This window comes from Galbibacter orientalis DSM 19592 (genome assembly GCF_000260115.1).
Classification (GTDB): domain Bacteria; phylum Bacteroidota; class Bacteroidia; order Flavobacteriales; family Flavobacteriaceae; genus Galbibacter; species Galbibacter orientalis.
The window spans coordinates 773,004-794,204 of sequence record NZ_JH651379.1 but is presented as its reverse complement, the minus strand read 5'-3'; the positions used below and the strand labels follow the sequence as shown (position 1 = coordinate 794,204).

General features: G+C 33.8%; 18 protein-coding genes and 1 riboswitch. Of the genes, 12 read left to right on the top strand and 6 right to left on the bottom strand.

The window, feature by feature from the left end; genetic code table 11:
* The first annotated feature begins 199 nt into the window (after window positions 1–199).
* Window positions 200–1,339 carry a Fic family protein gene (locus JOOMADRAFT_RS03645; protein ID WP_008611405.1) on the top strand — a complete coding sequence of 380 codons (1,140 nt, stop codon included), beginning with the start codon at window positions 200–202 and terminating at the stop codon, window positions 1,337–1,339.
* Between the two features lie 148 nt (window positions 1,340–1,487).
* Here JOOMADRAFT_RS03645 and JOOMADRAFT_RS03640 read toward each other — a convergent pair whose 3' ends face one another.
* Window positions 1,488–2,567 (bottom strand): DUF2971 domain-containing protein, encoded by a 1,080-nt coding sequence (locus tag JOOMADRAFT_RS03640; protein WP_008611403.1) that lies wholly within the window; start codon window positions 2,565–2,567, stop codon window positions 1,488–1,490.
* 667 nt (window positions 2,568–3,234) lie between these two features.
* On the opposite strand from JOOMADRAFT_RS03640, the gene JOOMADRAFT_RS03635 reads away from it, so the two are divergent.
* On the top strand, window positions 3,235–4,002 hold the full coding sequence (locus tag JOOMADRAFT_RS03635) for a hypothetical protein (protein ID WP_008611401.1): 768 nt from the start codon (window positions 3,235–3,237) through the stop codon (window positions 4,000–4,002).
* 70 nt (window positions 4,003–4,072) lie between these two features.
* Here JOOMADRAFT_RS03635 and JOOMADRAFT_RS03630 read toward each other — a convergent pair whose 3' ends face one another.
* A complete protein-coding gene (locus JOOMADRAFT_RS03630; RefSeq protein ID WP_008611400.1) occupies window positions 4,073–4,756 on the bottom strand; it encodes a hypothetical protein in 684 nt (227 codons plus the stop codon).
* A 355-nt stretch (window positions 4,757–5,111) separates the two neighbouring features.
* Between JOOMADRAFT_RS03630 and JOOMADRAFT_RS03625 the strand changes: the two genes are divergently transcribed.
* The 10 genes from JOOMADRAFT_RS03625 to thiH all read left to right on the top strand — a co-directional run bounded on the left by JOOMADRAFT_RS03625 (window position 5,112) and on the right by thiH (window position 14,819).
* Complete coding sequence (locus tag JOOMADRAFT_RS03625; protein ID WP_008611399.1) at window positions 5,112–5,291, top strand: hypothetical protein; 180 nt, start codon at window positions 5,112–5,114, stop codon at window positions 5,289–5,291.
* Between the two features lie 27 nt (window positions 5,292–5,318).
* Window positions 5,319–7,268, top strand: coding sequence for a tetratricopeptide repeat-containing sensor histidine kinase (locus JOOMADRAFT_RS03620; protein ID WP_008611397.1), 1,950 nt, complete (start codon window positions 5,319–5,321; stop codon window positions 7,266–7,268).
* Between the two features lie 3 nt (window positions 7,269–7,271).
* The gene (locus JOOMADRAFT_RS03615) at window positions 7,272–7,937 is read left to right on the top strand and encodes a DNA-binding response regulator (RefSeq protein ID WP_008611396.1); all 666 of its coding nucleotides are present in this window, start codon (window positions 7,272–7,274) and stop codon (window positions 7,935–7,937) included.
* A gap of 219 nt (window positions 7,938–8,156) precedes the next feature.
* Window positions 8,157–8,251: riboswitch (TPP riboswitch) on the top strand.
* 111 nt (window positions 8,252–8,362) lie between these two features.
* Complete coding sequence (gene thiS, locus JOOMADRAFT_RS03610; protein ID WP_008611395.1) at window positions 8,363–8,563, top strand: sulfur carrier protein ThiS; 201 nt, start codon at window positions 8,363–8,365, stop codon at window positions 8,561–8,563.
* A gap of 152 nt (window positions 8,564–8,715) precedes the next feature.
* Window positions 8,716–10,572, top strand: a complete 1,857-nt coding sequence (gene thiC, locus JOOMADRAFT_RS03605) for a phosphomethylpyrimidine synthase ThiC (protein ID WP_008611394.1) — start codon at window positions 8,716–8,718, stop codon at window positions 10,570–10,572.
* A gap of 356 nt (window positions 10,573–10,928) precedes the next feature.
* On the top strand, window positions 10,929–11,531 hold the full coding sequence (locus tag JOOMADRAFT_RS03600) for a thiamine phosphate synthase (protein WP_008611393.1): 603 nt from the start codon (window positions 10,929–10,931) through the stop codon (window positions 11,529–11,531).
* The gene (locus JOOMADRAFT_RS03595; protein WP_008611392.1) at window positions 11,521–12,279 is read left to right on the top strand and encodes a hydroxymethylpyrimidine/phosphomethylpyrimidine kinase; all 759 of its coding nucleotides are present in this window, start codon (window positions 11,521–11,523) and stop codon (window positions 12,277–12,279) included. Before JOOMADRAFT_RS03600 ends, JOOMADRAFT_RS03595 begins: the two co-directional genes overlap by 11 nt.
* Window positions 12,276–12,938, top strand: coding sequence for a thiamine phosphate synthase (locus JOOMADRAFT_RS03590; protein ID WP_008611391.1), 663 nt, complete (start codon window positions 12,276–12,278; stop codon window positions 12,936–12,938). The genes JOOMADRAFT_RS03595 and JOOMADRAFT_RS03590 overlap by 4 nt, the downstream gene beginning before the upstream one ends.
* Entirely contained in the window at window positions 12,935–13,714 is a 780-nt protein-coding gene (locus JOOMADRAFT_RS03585) for a thiazole synthase (protein ID WP_008611390.1), read from the top strand. Before JOOMADRAFT_RS03590 ends, JOOMADRAFT_RS03585 begins: the two co-directional genes overlap by 4 nt.
* Entirely contained in the window at window positions 13,707–14,819 is a 1,113-nt protein-coding gene (gene thiH, locus JOOMADRAFT_RS03580) for a 2-iminoacetate synthase ThiH (RefSeq protein ID WP_008611388.1), read from the top strand. Before JOOMADRAFT_RS03585 ends, thiH begins: the two co-directional genes overlap by 8 nt.
* 557 nt (window positions 14,820–15,376) lie before the next feature.
* Here the strand turns inward: thiH and JOOMADRAFT_RS03575 are convergent.
* From JOOMADRAFT_RS03575 to JOOMADRAFT_RS03560, 4 genes are all read right to left on the bottom strand, one after another.
* On the bottom strand, window positions 15,377–15,913 hold the full coding sequence (locus tag JOOMADRAFT_RS03575) for a DUF1697 domain-containing protein (protein ID WP_008611386.1): 537 nt from the start codon (window positions 15,911–15,913) through the stop codon (window positions 15,377–15,379).
* A 99-nt stretch (window positions 15,914–16,012) separates the two neighbouring features.
* Window positions 16,013–17,563 (bottom strand): M20/M25/M40 family metallo-hydrolase, encoded by a 1,551-nt coding sequence (locus JOOMADRAFT_RS03570; protein ID WP_008611385.1) that lies wholly within the window; start codon window positions 17,561–17,563, stop codon window positions 16,013–16,015.
* Window positions 17,564–17,573: 10 nt separating this feature from the next.
* Complete coding sequence (locus JOOMADRAFT_RS03565) at window positions 17,574–19,733, bottom strand: prolyl oligopeptidase family serine peptidase (RefSeq protein ID WP_008611384.1); 2,160 nt, start codon at window positions 19,731–19,733, stop codon at window positions 17,574–17,576.
* Between the two features lie 97 nt (window positions 19,734–19,830).
* Complete coding sequence (locus JOOMADRAFT_RS03560; protein ID WP_008611383.1) at window positions 19,831–20,820, bottom strand: aspartate-semialdehyde dehydrogenase; 990 nt, start codon at window positions 20,818–20,820, stop codon at window positions 19,831–19,833.
* Window positions 20,821–21,201 lie beyond the last annotated feature (381 nt).

Genomic DNA, 21,201 nt, shown 5'->3' with positions numbered 1-21,201 from the left:
TTCAAGAGATTGAGTGGCTTTTTTGTTTTCAAGCAAGTACAACATATGTACAACAAAAATTTAATTTCATTTTATTACATTTATGGTATAACAACATTTTTGTTATTATACATATCAGATTAAAATGTATAATAACAATTTTCTTTATTATACATTTTTAGTAATATTGTACATTAAATAAATTTCTTAATATACTCTTGTGGAAAATTTCAAATCTGGTTCCTATATAAGCCAAGGCTATTACAAAAGCTTCCAACCCAATTCTATCAATAAAGAATGGATTATAAATAATATGGAAGTCTTCAATTTGCTTAGTAAAGCTGATAGACAACTAGGAAGGTTGGACATGTATTCAGAATATGTAAATATTGATTTATTTATTAGTATGCATATTGCTAAAGAGGCTACCCAATCATCAAAAATAGAGGGTACCCAAACCAATATGGAAGAAGCATTCTTAAAAAAAGAGGATGTAGCCATTGAAAAAAGGGATGATTGGGAGGAAGTACAGAATTATATTTCGGCAATGAATGAGGCCGTAAAAATGCTCCATACCCTGCCTTTTTCATCTAGGTTAATTCGACAAACGCATAAAATATTATTACGAGGTGTAAGAGGAACCCATAAACTACCAGGGGCATATCGGACAAGTCAAAATTGGATAGGTGGGGCTTCAATAAATGATGCCGTTTTTATTCCTCCTGCTCACAATTCTATAGGAGATTTAATGTCTGACATCGAAAAATTCGCCAACGATGAATTGAATCCACTTCCCGATTTATTAAAAATTGCCTTGATCCATTATCAGTTTGAAACTATTCACCCTTTTTTAGATGGGAACGGAAGGGTAGGCAGGTTATTAATAACACTCTATCTTGTTAGTAAAGGCATTTTAAAACAACCCATTTTATATTTATCTGATTTTTTTGAAAGAAACAGATCCCTATATTATGACAACCTCATGCGTGTTAGAACACATAATGACCTGTCCCAATGGTTTAAATTCTTTCTCACTGGAGTTATTGAAACTGCACAATCGGGTGTACAAACCTTTAATTCCATCATGCAGCTTCAAAAAAATATTGATGAACAATTAAAACAATTAGGATCAAGAAGCGGTGACGGTAGAAAAGTAGTCGACTACCTATATACCAATCCAATTTTGGATGCTATAAAAGTTGCGGATATTATTGAAAAGACCCCACGCCCAGCGTACAAGTTAATAGACTCTCTCGAAAATCTAGGGATTATTAAAGAAATTACGGGAGGACAAAGGGGAAGACTTTACTCTTTTAATGAGTATCTAGATCTATTTAAAGTAGATAAAAATCTAGAATGAAAATAAAGTGTATTATAATAAAATATAGCCATGAATAGGATCATTAAAAAACTAGCTAAACTATGGTGTAAATTAGATGATTCAATAGATCATTTATTTCTGTTAGGCTCTTTTAGAATGAATTTGGCTTTGGACATGGATATATTTTTTAGTTATCTAATAAAATCTTCACATCATTAGTTCTTCTGAAAATATAATATCCATCTTCTCCATAACTTAACTGAATTAATTCTTTTGTTCGGACTAAACAAATCTCATCTTGAGAGTTGTTTTCATACTTAACCCCAGAATAATAAACCTGTATTTTAGAATCAATTAAATAATTAAGGAACTTAATTAAATTACCTGTTTCTTCTAAGGAATCAACATTACTATTTAAAGGCTTAATTCTCATATCTGATTTCTCAATGTTATGAATTTCAAAATCTTTACCATTAATAAAATTCATGCCTAGGGTTATTTCCTCAATCACAGAAGAATCATAATTAATATATCTGTTTTTTATATCCGTTTCATAATCTTTTCTGGTGCTAAAAGAAGCTTTGCTATACGGAACTCCCATTTGAGGTCTGCTCATTATTAATCTCCATTCATCTTCATATTCCCATTTATGGTATTTTATATTTAAAATGTAATACAGGGGTATAAAGTGGTCTTTAAATTGGGATATATCTACTGGGCTTAAATATTTTGTATAATTAATAGGAAATAGCCCTGCATATGAACCATGTTCAGGATATTCTTTTTTAATTGAATTCTCCAAGTTTTTTGTTCTATACTTTATTTGAAAACCTTTCTCATTTGTATAATGAGGCCACATTAGAGGATGATGTTCCCTTTCAGTTAGAGATATAATTCCCAATACATTAGTCATGAGTTGCCATAGTTCAAAAATATATCCAGTACATTTATTTTCTAAATCTTCTTCATAAAACTCTTTAATTTCTACTTTGCTCAGTGTTGGATAATATAATTTTTCATATAAATCATATGGAATTGGTTGTGAGGTCTGCAATAAAAATACACTACTGTCTAATATGTCATTTAATTCAAAGGGATGGGATGCATATAAATATGAATTAATTAAAGCAGAAACGTTATACTTACTAAAACTATAATATTTAAACAAGAACTCAGGGATTTCTTTTTCATGCTCTATTGAAACTAAAGGTTTATCTTTAGAATTATTACGAATATATTTAAATCCGTTATAAGGGAATTCACTCATGTTTTTTTTACTAAGATATAAATTAACTATATACAGGGGACGAATCAGGGGACGAATAATTTTAATTTCGTTTAATTTAGCCTTATTTAAGTTAATTTAAAAACCCTTGTAAAACAGCACTTAATAAACTATTACTCAATAAAATAAGATAAAATAAAACAAAAATAAAGGGCGTCCATGTGGGACCACAATCAGAGAAATCCAGTCTATACAAATAGGCTGGATTTTTTGCTTTATACATAGTAATAAGGCACATTTAGCTCCACAAACTGCATTTTACGAATTTCCACTAAAAAGTCAACTTGTCAAGTTTTTGAGAGGAATTAGGTGTTCCATTTTCAAAACTGAATTGTATGCCAATTGTTCAACTTAAAACCAATTGGTTATGCATCAAGAAAAATTATCAATCCTTTATTATGTAGTTAGCAAAACTAAAACAAGCAAGACACTCGTGCTAGCTAGAAGATAAAAAATTAGATTCAAACTACACTCATCCTAGTAGAGTTACAAAAAATCCTTTTTTTATTCCCTCTATAAATCAACAACCTCGAGATGAACCTACGAGATATTCAAAAGAAAAATAATTCTCTCCTTTACGGAATTCCGTAAGGAAAATAAATTCTATCATTTTACATTTGAGCTGAAAATAATTCTTAAACTAAAAAAGATGAAAATTAGAAATTTTCCAATTGCAGCTGTATTATTAACCTTAGCTATGGTTGGCTGTGATGATTCTACTTCGGATGAATTTGAAGAAGTAAATGGAAATGTAAAAGAAAAATACCTAAAAGGTGTTACCACTTTATCCCCTCAAAACGATTACTACAACAGAACATTCGCCATTGGATACGATTCAAATAATCGTGTTTCTACTGCTTCAAATGGGTCAGAAAGCAGCATTTTTGTGTATGATGATAATGGGAGTTTATCTAATATTACTGGAGGAAATAGTGATGCTTTTAGTATGAATGAACTTTATAAATCTCCATATGATGCCTTTGAAGTAGGGCATGTGGAAGAATATGATGACAATGGAAATCCTAAAATCATCTCATTTATTGAAGAGGATTATGATTATGAAACCCAAGATTATGTATACGAGCAATATACAGCCGAATTAGAATATGACAACGTTCCAAATCCATATTTCCATACTTTAAAAGCAGCTGGATTTATAGAGGCTATGGATAAAGTTCAGCTTAATTTTAGTATGACACCGCAGGCCTCTGAAATTGTTGCAGCTAGAAACCTTTTTCCTAACAATAACCCTACTAGAATTACATATAAAAATTCTAATAACGAAATAATTTATCTTTATAATGCTGATTATGAATATGATAACGACAATTATCCAACTGAAGCTGTTATTACTACATCAGATCTAAATTCAGGTGAAACCAGCCAATATACTGTAATATATAGCTACAAAGATTAACCAAGCAATGATGCATTAACCAACGAAGCCGTTTTGAGAATTTTCAAAACGGCTTTTTATATGTCCTTTTCTAAAGAGAAGGCTCTACATACTTATTGTACATATAGGGCGTAACGGGCTTTAGATGCTCTTTTGTTACTGGATGCTTCCCAAAATAAGAGAAGTATTCAATAGTGCCATCTTCCATTTTGCAGTAGTATGTTTTTCCTATCTTAACTTCTTTAATATGTATCTTTTTTAATTTTTTATAAACTGTAACATCATAAATAATAATTTCATTAGTAGTTTCTGTCTCGCTAATATTACATGATACTATTTCGTACTGAAATTCTTTCCACGACATACATTTCGGTTCAGATTTGAAAAATATGCTGTAACTAAGCCCTAGTAAGAGCATAATTCCCAAAATTATAAGCAATATCCGCTCACCATTAAATTTATTTTTTGGAGAATCTAATGCAACCTTTGCCCCATCTTCTGCATTCTTTTTTATAAAATCTTCGTAATTACTATCTCCAACATAATGCGCCATTAAATCTAATAATTCAATTTTAAGAGTAACGGACCTGCTAGTATCTTTTAAAAGATAGAAGTTGTATATAGTAGTAAATGTTCTTACCGAAATAGGATGCTTATAATCTTCAGTAAAGATAGTCGACAGGTGGGTAGCTTGTCCATTTTTAGTTTTACTGCCACCTTTTGATTTAGCTTTATCAAAAACTCGTTTTACAAGTTCTTCATATGGATTTTTCATAATTGGATTAAGTTCAGGGCTTTAAAAATAAAAATAATTAGACAATCGATGGTCATTTTTGTCGGACATTCTTTTCCATGTTTTGTCCACAATTAAACGGCAAACCTCCCTTTCCTTTGCTGTCAAGATTGGTTGAGGTTGTGTTTAGCTAACATAACCAAAGCGCATCAACTTTTCTTACGGAAATCCACAATGTGAGAAAAATAGTAACAGGGAAGCAGCTATTAAGTAACACATTTGGATCTCCACTTCCCAAAATATTAAGGAGTATTTCCTTACAAATTTTAGTTGCTCTATAAAAATCTCTGCATAGGCGGACAGCAACTCTATTGTTTAATTTTTTAAATCCATTATTATGAAAAAAATACTTTTAATACTTACTGTAATCTCATTAAATGCTATTTTACAATCGTGTACAAAAGAAAGTGTAGCAAGTACAGACGCTCTTTACAATACACAAGCTTCGGAAGATGAAGAAATAAATCAGGATCCAGATGAGCCCGACGAACCAGAAACTCCAAAAAACGGAGAATAAAGGCTAAATAATTTTTATTTTAGGGGAATGAAAAAACTACTACTAGCATTCCCCTTTTTTTTGGGTATTTTGTTATGCTTTTTTGCATGCAATATTTCTACTAAAAAAAATAAAACTTCTAATATCCCTTCTGCTGAAAATAGTGTAGACAATCAATTACAAAAAATAAAGCACTTACGAAAAAGTAATCCTGATAGCGCTCTTCTTTTAAATCAAAAACTTATAAAAAATATCAACACTTATAATGATTCTATTAAAGTTGAGATTTTATTAACTAGCGCCTCCCTTTTCCGAAATGTAAATATTGATAGTACGTTATTTTATTCCAATAAACTATTAACACTTCAGCAACAAAGAAAAGATAGTTTAAGTATAGGAGATGCTTACTTCCGACTTGGGTTTTATTATAGAAAAAACAATGAAATTGCTAAATCGCTTAACGCTTATTACAATTCTATCAAAACATACGAGCGTATAAAAGACACTATTGAAGCAGGAATTAAATTGGTAAACCTTACCAATCTTTTAAATTCTATAGGGAACTATAATGAAGCTGAACAAACAGGGGTCAAGGCATTACAGTATTTAGAAAAATCTGCCAATAAAAAATACATAGCTGGCACCTACAATGCTCTTGCCATTGCTTCTAAAGAACAAAAAATCTATAATGAAGCCTTACATTGGTATAACAAGGCTTTAAACGTAGCAAGCGACTCAATTTCAAAAATAAAAATCCTTAACAATATTGCGGTAGTTTACACCTACCAAGAAGAATATGAAAAAGCACATACCTTATTAGAAAAACTAGAAAAAAGTCCAGAATTAGAAAACAATCCAGATAGTTATGCCAAAAATATTGACAACAGAGCTTATGTTGCTAGTTTATTAAAAATTTCTAATGCGGAAAACGACCTTAAGAAAGCGCTTGAAATTAGAAAAAGTAATGATGATATTTCTGGTCAAACCACAAGTTACCTCCATCTCTCTCAATATTACTTAAACAATAATCAAACAACAAAAGCTAGAAAAATGGCTTTAAAAGCTTTTGAGTTGGCACAGCAAACCAAAAGTACCGATGATACCTTAGAGGCCTTATCTTTATTAATAGAATCTTCCCAAAATCCAAAAACATACGCGGTAGTCTATAAAAATCTAACCGATAGCATTCATACCTCCCAAGGGCGATTAAAAAATACATTTGCCAAAATAAAATACGAAAGTGAAAAAAATCAACAAGAAAACTTAAAGCTTACCAACGAAGCAAAAATCAATAAATTACGATTAGAAAATCAACAAAGCAGAAACTTACTTTTAATAATTATAATTGGAATCATTCTTAGTGCTGGCTTTATATATTATCGGTTTATAAAAATAAAGCATCAACGAGAAAAAGTAGACGAAGCTTACCAAACCGAAATGCGAATTTCAAAAAAAATACATGATGAGCTCGCCAACGATGTATTTAATATTATTGCATTTACCGAAAATACTCCTGTTGAAAAAACTATCAAAAGTAATCTTCTTCTGCAATTAGATGCCATCTATGAAAAAGCTAGAAATATTGCTAGAGGAAACGGAAAAATAGATTTAGACACCAACTTTTCAGAAAAAATAATATCTCTTATCAATAGTTACTGTAATGAGGATGTTAATATATTAAACCGTGGGCTAGCTACATTCCCTTCAGAAGAAATCCCTACATATATAAAACGCGTTATTTACAGGTCTCTGCAAGAGCTTTTAGTGAACATGAAAAAACATAGCAAGGCGTCTGTAGTAGTATTTAATTTTACTTTAGAGAAGAAAAATTTAAAAATTTCTTATTCCGATAACGGACAAGGGACGGACATTTCCAAAAATTTTATCATAAACGGATTAGCAAATGTGGAAAACCGTATTGAAGGCGTAGATGGAAACTTTATTTTTGACACAATGCCCGGAAAAGGGTTTAAAGCCACTATAACAATTCCAATATAAACGATGTTTAAAAAAGTTCTTATTGCCGAAGATATCGATAGCATAAATTTAGGGTTGATAAATACCTTAAGTAAAGCTTATGATTTTGAAATTGAACACGCCAAATATTGCGATGATGCATATTTAAAAATCAAGAAAGGAATCTTAAAAAATTCTCCTTTCGACCTTTTAATAACAGACCTTTCTTTTAAGCAAGACCACAGGCAATCTAAAATTGAATCTGGAGACAAACTAGTTGCAAAAATAAAATTAGAGCAACCAGATATTGCTGTTATTATGTATTCTATTGAAGACCGCCCACATATGATTAAGTCCTTTTTCGACACCATATTTATTAATGGTTATGTCTGTAAAGGTAGAAATAGCACCAACGAAATGGTTACCGCCATTGAAACGGTTTACAATAAAGAACAGTACATCCCAGCAAATTTAAAGCATGCCATAAAAGAAACTAAAAATTTAGAAATAGAAGACTATGATATTTTATTATTGGACGCTCTTTCTCAAGGAAATTCTCAAGACGAAATTAGAAAAAAGTTCAAATCCGAAGGCATTACACCATGTAGCGTAAGCACTATTGAAAAACGCATTAGTAGCTTAAGAATTTCTTTTAAAGCTAAAAACGCCACACATCTGGTTGCTATAGCCAAAGATTTAGGACTTATATAAAATCACTATTTAGTTACTTAACTAAGTAGTTTTTGAGGGAAAAGATCCTTACTGATTTTCAGTAAGGGTTTTTTGTATCCTAAAATATCCCCATCATATCAATAGCTCCTTTTTTAACCTCAATAGTTGTCATTCTCCATCATAATTCCATACCTTTGAAATAAGTTACTGCATCAGCGTAAATTCTGGGCAGGCTTTTGGAAATAAATATTGATTATAAGTAAACTTTAGGGGTGCCGTGAAAGCCGGCTGAGATAAAACCCTTAGAACCTGATCGCGTTAGGACGTGCGAAGGGAAAAGTTGAGACACTACATAACGCCATAAATTTGGCTATAGGTACTTTTTTAATTCAGCATTAAAAAAACTCCTAAGTAATCCACTTTTTTAGGACTTCCTCCTAAAGTTTACAGTAAAACATAAGATTATGACCACTGTAAACGTAAACAACACCTTACACACATTTCAGAACTCATTGAGCGCCAAACAGCTCTTGGAGCATTTAAACATTTCTCCCAACGGCATTGCTTTGGCACTTAATAATAACGTTCTCCCAAAATCTAAATGGGAAGAACCGTTAGAAAACAATGCTAATATTCTTATTATAAAAGCCACCCAGGGAGGTTAATTAGGGCGTGCCCTTCACTCCGTTACGGTCAGGCTATTCGCTATATCTTTTTAAAAAAATAAAAAGGATGTCGCTACTATCCTTCACGCAAAAAAAAAATCAACTGCCTCGGGTTTAGACCCACAAGGTATTCAAACAAAAACAAGAAACACATGAAAACACAACAGCAAAAACCCAACACAGAAATTAGTCGCGAACCCTTTCCAAATTCTTCAAAAATTTATGTCTATGGAAACCTTCACAAGGATATAAAAGTACCAATGAGACAAATTTCTCTTAGTGACACGGTTGATAAATTTAATGGTACTACCGAAAAAAATGACCCTGTTTTAGTGTATGACACCAGCGGTCCATATACAGATCCAAACATAGAAATAGATGTAAAAAAAGGACTAAAACCCATTCGAGAGCAATGGATAAGAAGTCGTGGGGACGTAGAAGAGCTCAGCGGACTCTCCTCTAATTACGGAAACGAACGCCTTAATGATAAAAAGCTAGACGAACTTCGTTTCAAACACCTTAAAAATCCATTAAAAGCAAAAGCTGGAAAAAATGTAACGCAAATGCATTATGCCCGTAAAGGAATTATAACTCCAGAAATGGAGTTTATTGCCATTCGCGAAAATCAGAAACTACAGCAAGTAAAAGAAATTACAAAACAACATCCTGGAGAGAGTTTTGGTGCTTCCATTCCAAAAGAAATCACTCCAGAATTTGTACGTCAAGAGGTAGCTAGCGGGAGAGCCGTAATTCCATGTAATATAAATCATCCAGAAAGCGAACCTATGATTATTGGACGTAACTTTTTGGTTAAAATAAATGCCAATATTGGTAATTCTGCGGTAACATCTTCCATAGAAGAAGAGGTAGAAAAAGCAGTTTGGGCATGCCGTTGGGGAGCAGATAATATTATGGACTTATCTACCGGAAAAAATATCCATGAAACCCGCGAGTGGATTTTAAGAAATTCGCCAGTTCCTATTGGTACTGTGCCTATTTATCAAGCTTTAGAAAAAGTAAACGGAAAAGCCGAAGACCTTACTTGGGAAATTTTTAGAGATACTTTAATTGAACAAGCAGAACAGGGAGTAGATTATTTTACTATTCATGCTGGGGTGCGCTTACAATATGTGCCACACACTGCCAAACGTGTAACAGGAATCGTTTCTAGAGGAGGTTCTATCATGGCAAAATGGTGTTTGGCGCATCATAAGGAGAGCTTTTTATATACTCATTTCGAGGAAATCTGCGAAATTATGAAAGCCTATGATGTGTCCTTTTCTCTTGGCGACGGACTCCGTCCTGGGAGTATTGCCGATGCCAACGATTATGCACAATTTGCAGAGCTAGAAACTCTTGGAGAACTTACAAAAATAGCTTGGAAACACGATGTACAAACCATTATTGAAGGGCCTGGACATATTCCAATGCATATGATTAAAGAAAATATGGACAAGCAATTGGAAGCCTGTGGAGAAGCTCCTTTTTACACCTTAGGTCCGCTTACTACAGATATTGCTCCTGGTTATGACCATATTACAAGTGGTATTGGTGCTGCCATGATTGGTTGGTACGGGTGCGCCATGTTGTGCTATGTTACCCCAAAAGAACACTTAGGACTCCCAAATAAAGAAGATGTAAAAACAGGAGTTATTACGTATAAAATAGCTGCGCATGCCGCCGATTTAGCAAAGGGTCATCCAGGGGCGCAACACCGAGATGATGCCATGAGTAAAGCTCGATTTGAATTCCGTTGGGAAGACCAATTCAATTTAGCCCTGGATCCAGATACCGCAAAAGCGTATCATGATGAAACATTACCATCGGACAATGCTAAAGTGGCACATTTCTGCTCTATGTGTGGTCCTAATTTTTGCTCTATGAAAATTACTCAGGACGTTCGGAATTATGCTAAAGAAAATGGACTGGATAGTCATGAAGCTATTGAAGAAGGGATGAAGAAAAAAGCAGAAGAGTTTAAAGAAAAAGGAAGTGAAGTGTATTTGTGATTGAGTTGAAGGTTGAAAAAAGAAAGAGGTCGGAAGTCAGAAGTTAAAAGTTATGCTGTTACAAAGAAAAAAACTGCTTACTGCAACTGCCCACTGAGCACTTTTTTCCTCATTTTCAAATCTTCAAATTTACAACTTTGCCTCTTTGCTCTTTGAATGAAAAGTTAATGAGTTAAAAGTGGAGAATTAAGATAAGGATGGAGTTAGAAGTTGGAAGTCAGAAGTTAAAAGTTATGGCTGTTACAAAGAAAAAAACTGCTTACTGCAACTGCCCACTGAGCACTTTTTTCCTAATTTTCAAATCTTCAATTTTACAACTTTGCCCCTCTGAACCTCTGAAATAAAAACCTAAACCCATGCTTATTGTAATTACATCAGAGATTGCCTTGGAGCAAGAAATAGAAAGCCTAAATAGGTTGTTTGCATATGGATTGGAAACTTTACACATACGTAAACCAAGGTTAGAAAAAGTAGCCTTGAAAAACTATTTAGAATTGATAGATGTAAAAAATCACAATAAAATTATGCTTCATCAGCACCATGAATTGGCATCAGAATTTAATGTAAAAGGCATTCATTTGACCGAGAAACATAGAAAAATGCTTGAAAATGATTCAGAATACATTAAAAACCATCAAAAAATGGGAAGAGTGGTGAGTACGGGTTTTCATTCAATTTCAGCTTTAAAAAAAGAAGGAGCAAATTATGATTATAGTTTTTTGAGTCCCGTTTTCAATTCTATTTCTAAAGAAAATTATCAAGGAAAAGAATTTGAGGTAACGGCATTCCCAATAAAAGTTATTGCGCTTGGCGGAATTACCTCAGCAACTATTTCCGAAGTAAAAAAAATGGGATACCAAGGGGTTGCAATTTTAGGAAGCATTTGGCAATCTAAACACCCCGTAACAGCATATAAAGAATTGCAAAAAGTTTATAAAAACGTGTTTTATGACGGATAAAAACATACAAAAACCTATTGTTTTAAGTATTGCTGGTTTTGACCCTTCTGGGGGAGCTGGTTTACTTGCCGATATAAAAACAATAGAAAATAACGGATGCTATGCAATGGCTGTTTGTACGGCAAACACCCTACAAACCGATGTTTATTTCAAAGACTGCTATTGGGTGGACGCTACTGTAGTTTTAAAGCAATTGCAACTACTTTTAGACCGTTTTAATATAGCAGCTGTTAAAATTGGAATAATAGAAAATCTAACTCTTTTAGAACAGTTGTTAAAAGTATTAAAAGCATATAAAAAGGAACTTCCAATAGTTTTAGACCCTGTTTTGAAGTCAAGTAGCGGCCATTCTTTTCAAGGAGAAAAACTATTATTCTCAGCTGATATTTTAAAAAATATCTCGTTGATTACGCCTAATTATGAAGAAATTTTTCAGCTTTCCAACGCATCCTCTTTGTCAGAAAAAATAACACGCTTACAACAATTTACATCAGTATTGCTAAAAGGTGGACATCATCCATCGGAAAAAGGAAAAGACACTTTATATCTAAAAGATAAAACCGTTTTTAACTTTTTTCCTTCCGAAGAAAAAATATATGAAAAGCATGGAAGTGGCTGCATCTTATCTTCAGCTATTACAAGTTATTTAGCACAAGGAAAATCTTTAGCTAATGCTTGTGAAGATGCCAAAAGATATACCGAAAAAGCGCTGCAATCAAACCCAACAAAACTAGCATATCATTCATGAAAATAGATACTATACAATACATCTCGCAAGGAAACACACCTACTATACATCTTCAAAATATTCAAAAAGTATGTGAGTGTGGCGGACGTTGGATTCAATTACGCCTGAAAAATAAAACGCCAAAAGAAGTTTTAGAAACAGCTATGAAGGCTAAAGAAATATGCCAACAATACAGTGCTAAACTCATTATTAACGACCATGTAGAAGTTGCCAATGTAGTAAATGCAGATGGGGTTCATCTTGGAAAAGAAGATATGTGCCCCCAAGTAGCTAGGAAAATTCTAGGGAAAGAAAAAATTATAGGAGGCACTGCAAATACATCCCAAGACATAGAAAAATTGATTAAAAAAGGAGTTGATTACATCGGTTTAGGTCCCTTTAGACATACAAATACCAAAGAAAAATTAAGTCCGATTTTAGGAATTAAAGGTTATAAAAACATCTTTTTTGAGTTGAATAAAAAAACAAAAACCACCCCAATAATTGCTATTGGAGGCATTGTAAAAGAAGATATAGAAGAATTAAAACTGGCAGGTATTTACGGAGTTGCTATGTCGGGTTATTTAACTTCTGAGATTAGGGAGATAAAAAACCATGACTTAACCAAAAGATTAGATGTTATAAAGGAAATTTTAAATCAGAAAACAATAAACGTATGAGTTATCCAGACATATTAAAAATAGCAGATAAGGAGTTTTCTTCTCGATTGTTTCTAGGAACTGGAAAATTTAGTTCCTCAAAACTAATGAGAGAGTCCATTCTTGCGAGTAAAAGTGACCTTGTAACGGTAGCTTTAAAAAGAGTAGATTCAACCTTAGAAAATGATGATATTTTAAGTGGATTACCACACCCTACCATAAATTTATTACCCAACACTTCTGGGGTTAGAAATGCCAAAGAAGCCATTTTTGCTGCTGAATTGGCACGAGAAGCATTGGAAACAAATTGGGTGAAATTAGAAATTCATCCAGATCCAAATTACTTACTACCAGATCCTATAGAAACTTTGGCTGCTACCGAAGCATTGGTAAAAAAAGGATTTGTAGTGATGCCGTATATACATGCAGATCCTGTGTTGTGCAAGCGTTTGGAAGATGTAGGAGTACAATGCGTAATGCCTTTGGGGGCTCCCATAGGAACTAATAAAGGATTAAAAACCTTTGATTTTTTAGAAATTATTATTGAACAAAGTAAGGTACCCGTTATTGTAGATGCTGGTATTGGAGCTCCTTCTCATGCGGCAGCAGCTATGGAGATGGGTGCCGATGCTGTGTTGGTTAATACCGCAATTGCAGTTTCCAACAATCCTATCCAAATGGCAAAAGCCTTCAAAAAAAGTATAGAAGCAGGACGCGAAGCTTATTTAGCATCCCTCGCACCAGTAAAACAGAATGCAGAAGCTAGTAGTCCGTTAACCAGTTTTTTATATGACTAATTTTAAAGATACATTTTTACAATATTCGTGGGACGATGTTCTTAAAAGCATCCAAGATAAATCGGGAAATGACGTAATTCGGGCTATTGAAAAACCCAATCGAAATTTAGAAGATTTTAAAGCCTTGATAGCTCCTGCTGCAAAACCCTTTCTAGAAGAAATGGCGCAAGAAAGTAAGCGTATTACCAAACGGCGTTTTGGAAATACTATGCAAATGTTTGCGCCCATGTATTTAAGCAATGAGTGTCAAAATATTTGCACTTACTGCGGGTTTAGCTTTACCAACAAAATTCCGAGACGTACTTTAACCGATGTCGAAATTTTAAAAGAAGTTGAGTATATAAAAAGTAAAGGTTTCAATCATATTTTATTGGTTACAGGAGAAGCAAACACTACAGTTGGTGTATCATACCTTAAAAATGCTATTCAACTTATAAGAAATCATTTTTCTAATGTAAGTATTGAAGTACAGCCTTTAGATGAAAATGAATATGTTTTATTGAAAGAAAATGGTTTATATGGGGTATTAGTATATCAAGAAACATATCATGAAGAAGAATACAAAAAACACCATCCAAAGGGAAAGAAATCAAATTTTTTCTATCGCTTAGAAACTCCCGATAGATTAGGACGTGCTGGAGTTCATAAAATTGGACTAGGAGCCTTATTTGGATTGGAAGATTGGCGTGCCGATAGTTTCTTTACAGCATTACATTTACACTATCTAAAAAAAACCTATTGGCAAACTAAGTTTTCTATTTCTTTTCCTCGACTCCGACCTTTTTCTGGGGGATTAGACCCAAAAGTAGAAATGACAGATGCCGATTTGGTACAATTGATTTCTGCCTATAGAATGTTGGAAGAAGATGTAGAGTTAACCATTTCAACTAGAGAGAGTGAAACCTTTAGAAATAACATTGTAAATCTTGGTATTACCTCCATGAGCGCCGAATCTAAAACCAACCCTGGAGGCTATGTAGTAGATAAGCAATCGCTAGATCAGTTTGAAATTTCCGATGAACGTTCTACAGAACAAATTACTCAAATGCTAAAAGCTCAAAACCTAGAAGTAGTTTGGAAAGATTGGGAAAACAATTGGGAGTGAGTTGATGGTTGAGAGTTTGTAATGTTTTAAAGTGAAAAAGTGAAGTCGGGAGTCCGAAGTAAAAAGTTATGCTGTTACTATGAAAAAACTGCTTACGGAGCACTTTTCTTTATATTGAAAAATTTAAAGATTGAAGGATTGAAGGATTGAAAAAGAAAGAAGTCGGAAGTCGGAAGTCAGGAGAAGGTTAAAAAGGTTGAAAAAAGAAAGAAGTCAGAACAATTTTCAAATCAACAAATTTATGACTTTGAACCTCTGCATCTTTGAGTGAAAAGTTAATGAGTAAAGGGAGGTAAGAAAAAAGAACAGATACAATTTTTTTTGCATTTTTGACTCTTGGTTCCTGACTCTTGATCAAAAATGTACGCCTACGGAGCACTTTTCTTTATATTGAAAAATTTAAAGATTGAAGGATTTAAAAAGAAAGATGTCGGAAGTCGGAAGTCGGAAGTCAGGAGAAGGTTAAAAAGGTTGAAAAAAGAAAGATGTCAGAAATCGGGAGTTGGAAGTCTGAAAAAAGGGAAATATTTTTAAACTAACAACTAACAACTAACAAATCAACTATTCAACATCTCCAGAAGCTTCATCATTGTTTTCCAATTTCTGGTGGTGGCTTGTAAATTGAGTTTCTTTTCAATAAACGGATTAGCAATTTTTGCTTTTCCGTAGCCATTTTCATAGCAGAAATAAAGAGTATTATTTTTCAGAATAAACAATTCATCTGAGCTCTCAAAAGTTTTTAAGGTTTCTAGTTTTTCTGGATTTGGAGTTTCATTTAAAAAAGTAATATAGAGTTTGGTAATTTCTTCAGTTTCTATAAACGGATTGTTCTCGATAATTGTTAAGAAAGTTTCTTTCGGAATTATAAAACAACTCACAGCAAATCCAAAATGTACTTTTATAGCTTCTTCAGCGGTATGTTTAAGCTTTGAAATATTAGTTTCTTCCGTAGAAAAAATAACATTTCCACTTTGGATATAGGTGGCTATATTTTGAAAATCGAGTTCTTGAAGAACAACTTTTAGTTCGGCCATTTTTACTTTTCGATGACCACCAACATTGATTCCTCGCAGTAATAAAACAAAAGCTTGCATAGTTTTTTATATCAGAAATGAGATTAAAGGTATTGAAAATAATAAACCTCAAAGATTAAATAATCCTTGAGGTTTATTGTTATGTTAGGGATTATTGTTTTAATCCAAACCGCCTCTTCTAGTAGGTTCTCTTTGACTAGGCCATTCTTGAGGTTTTCCAGTTTCATCATCAATAGGTAAAACACTTTTTTCTGTTGATGTTTTTTCAGGATCTTCACTAGCCATATAAGTTAAAATAGCAGTTAGAATTACATTGTTCTGAACATCATCAAAAACAATTTTATCATAAGTATCTCTATTGGTATGCCATGTATAATTCCAATAAGACCAGCTTAAAGAGCTTAACGAAAATGCAGGTGCACCAGCGGCTACAAAAGAGGCATAATCAGAACCTCCTCTAGAAGGAGTGCCTGGAAAATGAGTTTCGATATGTTTTGAAACGTCTTTAGGAACAGCATTAAGCCACTTTCCTAAATAATCATACGAATGCAAAAATCCTTGTCCAGAAAGATTTACAACCCTACCGGTTCCATTATCCTGATTAAATACAGCTTGCACATTTTTTACAATCTCCGGATGGTCTTCTACAAAAGAACGAGAGCCATTCAACCCTTGTTCCTCACTTCCCCATAGTCCGATAATAATAGTACGCTTTGGATTAGGATACATTTTCTTTAAAACTCTCGCAGTTTCCATCATGGTAATGGTTCCAGTACCGTTATCGGTTGCTCCAGTTCCTCCATCCCACGAATCGAAATGAGCAGAAAGAATAACATACTCCTCTGGCTTTTCGGTTCCTTTAATTGTTGCGATGGTATTAAAAGTAGGAACTACGCCAAGGTCTTTGGCTTCTGCTACTATTTTAAGTTGAGGTTTTGCTCCATGCTCTACCATTCTGTAAAGCATTCCGTAGTCTTCTAAAGCAATATCTACCATTGGAATTTTTTTAGTACGAGCACTAAAAATTTTATTAACTCCAAAACCTTTAGACCAATAGGATTGTGCAATTCCAGCAGCGCCAGCTTTTTCTAATGCTTCTGGAAGTGTTCTAGAAGTATAACCCGTTTTTCTCATGTTATCTCGCCATGCTTTGTCTAAAGAATCGCGTTCTGCTTTCATTTTTTCAAAAGATTCTGGGGTAGCATATTCTTCCCAATTATCGTCTGGTCTTCCAGTAATCTGGTTCATAGAAACCATTACAATTTTTCCTTTTACAGATTTTAGCCATTTATCAAAAGCCAAGGAATCTTTTACTGTAGGAAGAACTATTAATTCTGCTGTAACTCCTTTGCTAGAAGTACCAGGATTCCAAGCAAGCTGTGTGCCTTCAATAGTTTTTACACGCGGATAGACCATGTCAATATGAGTAATTCCTCGTTCCCAGCCTTTCCATTCGCCCCATTTTTCATTTTCTGCAGCAATACCCCAAGAATCAAATTTCTTAACGGCCCAGTCATGCGCTTGTTCCATCTGTGGAGTTCCCACTAAACGCGGACCAATGCCATCCATAAGCTCATAAGCCAATTCTTTTAATTGCGAATTTTGAGAAGCTTCATTTACAATATTCTCAATAACTTCTTTATCGGTTTGTGCATTTACAACACTGGTAATGATAAAGAATGCGGATAGTAGGTTTATTTTTTTAATCATGTTCTATAGGTTATTTTTTAAATTCTTTTAATGCAGCTTTGTTAGGTAATTCTTTATAACCCATATTGTAAAGGGTAAATCCAAAAATATCTGCATATTGGTCTATTGTTTTGCTTACTGGAGTTCCAGCTCCGTGTCCAGCATTGGTTTCAATTCTAATAAGCACAGGATTGTTTCCACTTTGTTTTTCTTGTAATTCTGCCGCAAATTTAAAACTATGAGCAGGTACTACGCGGTCGTCATGGTCTCCCGTTGTTATTAGCGTTGCTGGATAAGCAGTTCCTTCTTTTACATTATGAACAGGCGAATATGCTTTTAGGTATTCAAACATTTCTTTATCGTCTTCGGCAGTACCATAATCGTACGCCCAACCTGCACCCGCAGTAAATGTATGGTAACGAAGCATATCTAAAACTCCTACAGCTGGTAAAGCTACTTTCATTAAATCTGGACGCTGTGTCATGGTTGCGCCAACCAATAGTCCTCCATTAGAACCTCCGCGGATTGCTAAATAATCTGATGAAGTATAATTTTCTTTGATGAGGTATTCTCCCGCTGCAATAAAGTCGTCAAAAACATTTTGTTTCTGAAGTTTTGTTCCAGCATCATGCCATTTTTTGCCGTATTCTCCACCACCGCGTAAGTTTGGAACTGCATACACACCACCTTGTTCTAACCAAACAGCCATAGCCGTACTAAATGAAGGTGTTAAGCTAATGTTGAATCCGCCGTAACCATAAAGAATAGTTGGGTTTTTTCCGTTAAGCTCGATTCCTTTTTTATAGGTAATAAGCATAGGAACTTTTGTACCATCTTTTGAAGTATAAAAAACTTGTTTTGACTCGAAATCGTTGCTATTAAAATCTATTTCTGGAGTCCAATAAACTTCAGACTCTCCTGTTTCAGGATTGTATTTATAAGTACTTCCTGGGGTGTTGTAATTGGTAAAAGAATAATAGATTACATCGTCTTCCTTTTTACTTCCAAAACCACCAACACTTCCAATACCTGGTAATTTAACATCTCGAACTAATTTCCCGTCGTAATCATATTGCTTTACTTGAGAAACGGCATCCACCATATATTCCGCAAAGAAATAACCACTTCCCGTATTCGGACTCAAAACATGTTCTGTTTCTGAAATAAAATCTTCCCAATTTTCTGGACTCGGATTAGAAGCATCTACAGTAACTATTTTTTTGTTTGGAGCGTTTAAATTGGTTACCAAATAAAGTTTAGAACCTACATTTTCTATTACATAAGTATCACTTTCTGTAGTTTCGATGATGGGAATTAAAGGAGCGTTCTTTTTATTGAGGTCTTTAATAAATAGCTTGTTTCCAGAGGTGGAAATAGATGCACTAATTAATAAATAATTATTGTCCTCGGTAACGTTTCCACCAACATAACGGTGTTTCTCGGCTTCTGTCCCTCCAAATATAAGCTGATCGTCTTTTTGAGGAGTTCCTAATTTATGGTAGTACAATTTATGCTGATCTGTTTTTGCTGAAAGTTCACTTCCTTTTGGCTTGTCGTAGCTCGAATAAAAGAAGCCTTCGTCTCCTTTCCAAGAGAGGCCGCTAAACTTTACATCAACTATAGTATCTTCTACAATTTCTTTAGTTTTAGCATCTTTTATAATTACTTTTCTCCAATCGCTTCCTCCTTCAGAGATTGAGTAAGCAGCTAGATTTCCACTTTTAGAAAAACTTAATCCGCCTAAAGAAGTAGTTCCGTCTTCAGAAAAAGTATTTGGATCTAAAAATACTTCTTCGTTTCCTTCTTCTCCTTTTTTGCGGTACACTACATATTGATTCTGTAGTCCGTCATTTTTGTAGTAATACGTATAATCTCCTTCTTTAAAAGGGGCAGAAATTTTCTCGAAATTCCATAGTTTTTCTAATCGTCCTTTTAACTGATTTCTAAAAGGGATTTTTTCCAGATACCCAAAAGTTACTTCATTTTCATTTTTTACCCAAGTAGCAGTTTCTTCAGAGCGGTCGTCTTCCAACCAACGGTATGGGTCTTTTACTTCGGTACCGAAATAGGTGTTTACGGTATCTACTTTTTTAGTAGCAGGATATTTCAATGTTAAATCTTTTTTGTTTTCGGTAGTATCACAAGAGGTTAAAACCCCAGCAATCACTACGCAAGTGATGAGTTTCTTCATTATTTATTGATTAGTAATTAGCGAGGATAATTTAAAGAAAAAGCCCTTGATAGCTTACTATCAAGGGCTTTTTTAACATATTTTTATGGTATCCTTATTACACCAATTTATTTTCTACCAAATACTCAGCAATTTGTACTGCGTTTGTTGCAGCACCTTTACGAAGGTTATCGGCTACAATCCACATATTAAGGGTGTTAGGTTGCGACTCATCTCTTCGAATTCTTCCTACAAACACATCGTCTTTATCATGCGCATAAATTGGCATTGGATATGTATTTGTATCTGGATTATCTTGCACTACAACCCCAGGAGTATCGTTTAAAACTCTTCGGATATCTGCTAAAGTAAAATCTTTTTCAAATTGAACATTTACAGCTTCAGAGTGTCCCCCAGAAGTAGGAATTCTAACTGCTGTTGCAGATACAGCAAATGTTTTATCGCTTAATATTTTTTGTGGCTCGCGGGCTAATTTCATTTCCTCTTTTGTGTATCCATTTTCTTCAAAAACATCACAATGAGGTAAGGCATTTCTGTTAATTGGATAAGGGTAAGCCATTTCTCCTTCTACACCAGCCAACTCGTTTTCCAACTGTTTAACAGCTTTTACACCCGTACCAGAAATAGATTGATAGGTAGAAACTACCACACGCTTCATTCGGTATTGTTTGTGTAGTGGTGCTAATGCCATTACTAACTGAATAGTAGAGCAGTTAGGGTTCGCAATTATTTTGTCTTCTTTTGTAAGCTCATTTGCATTAATTTCTGGAACTACTAATTTCTTTGTAGGATCCATACGCCAAGCCGAAGAATTATCGATAACGGTAACCCCAGCTTCTGCAAATTTTGGTGCCCATTCTAATGAAGTTCCACCACCGGCAGAGAAAATGGCGATGTCTGGTTTTGCAGCCACAGCATCTTCTAGACCTATTACTTTATATGTTTTATCTTTAAAAGAAAGTTCTTTTCCTACAGATCGCTCTGATGCAACTAATAATAATTCTGTAATAGGGAAATTACGTTCCTCTAAAACTTTAAGCATTACTTCTCCAACCATTCCGGTTGCTCCTACAACGGCTATTTTCATGTGTTTATTTTTATTGTTTTTAACGGTAACATGGAACATCTAAAATAATCATTTTACAGGATGTCTACATTTAGACATGGATGTTTCATCTTTATCGTATTAATGTAAAGTTTATTGCTGGTAAACTTGTTTCTTCTTCAATTATGTAAGGCAAAAGTAATTAATATTCACAGTTGTACAACCTAAAAAAAGAAAATTCAAAAAAATATAACAGATTGTTATAAAAATAACTTTTTAGAAATTGTTTTTCAGAAAAAAGAAGAAATTGAGTAGGTGAAGAGAAAATGTACTATATTTATTGAATCCCTCATAGAGGTTTTTATTCCCCAGAGCCTGTGCTGAATTTACCGTAGGGCTCTACGTCTAAATGGATTAAATTAT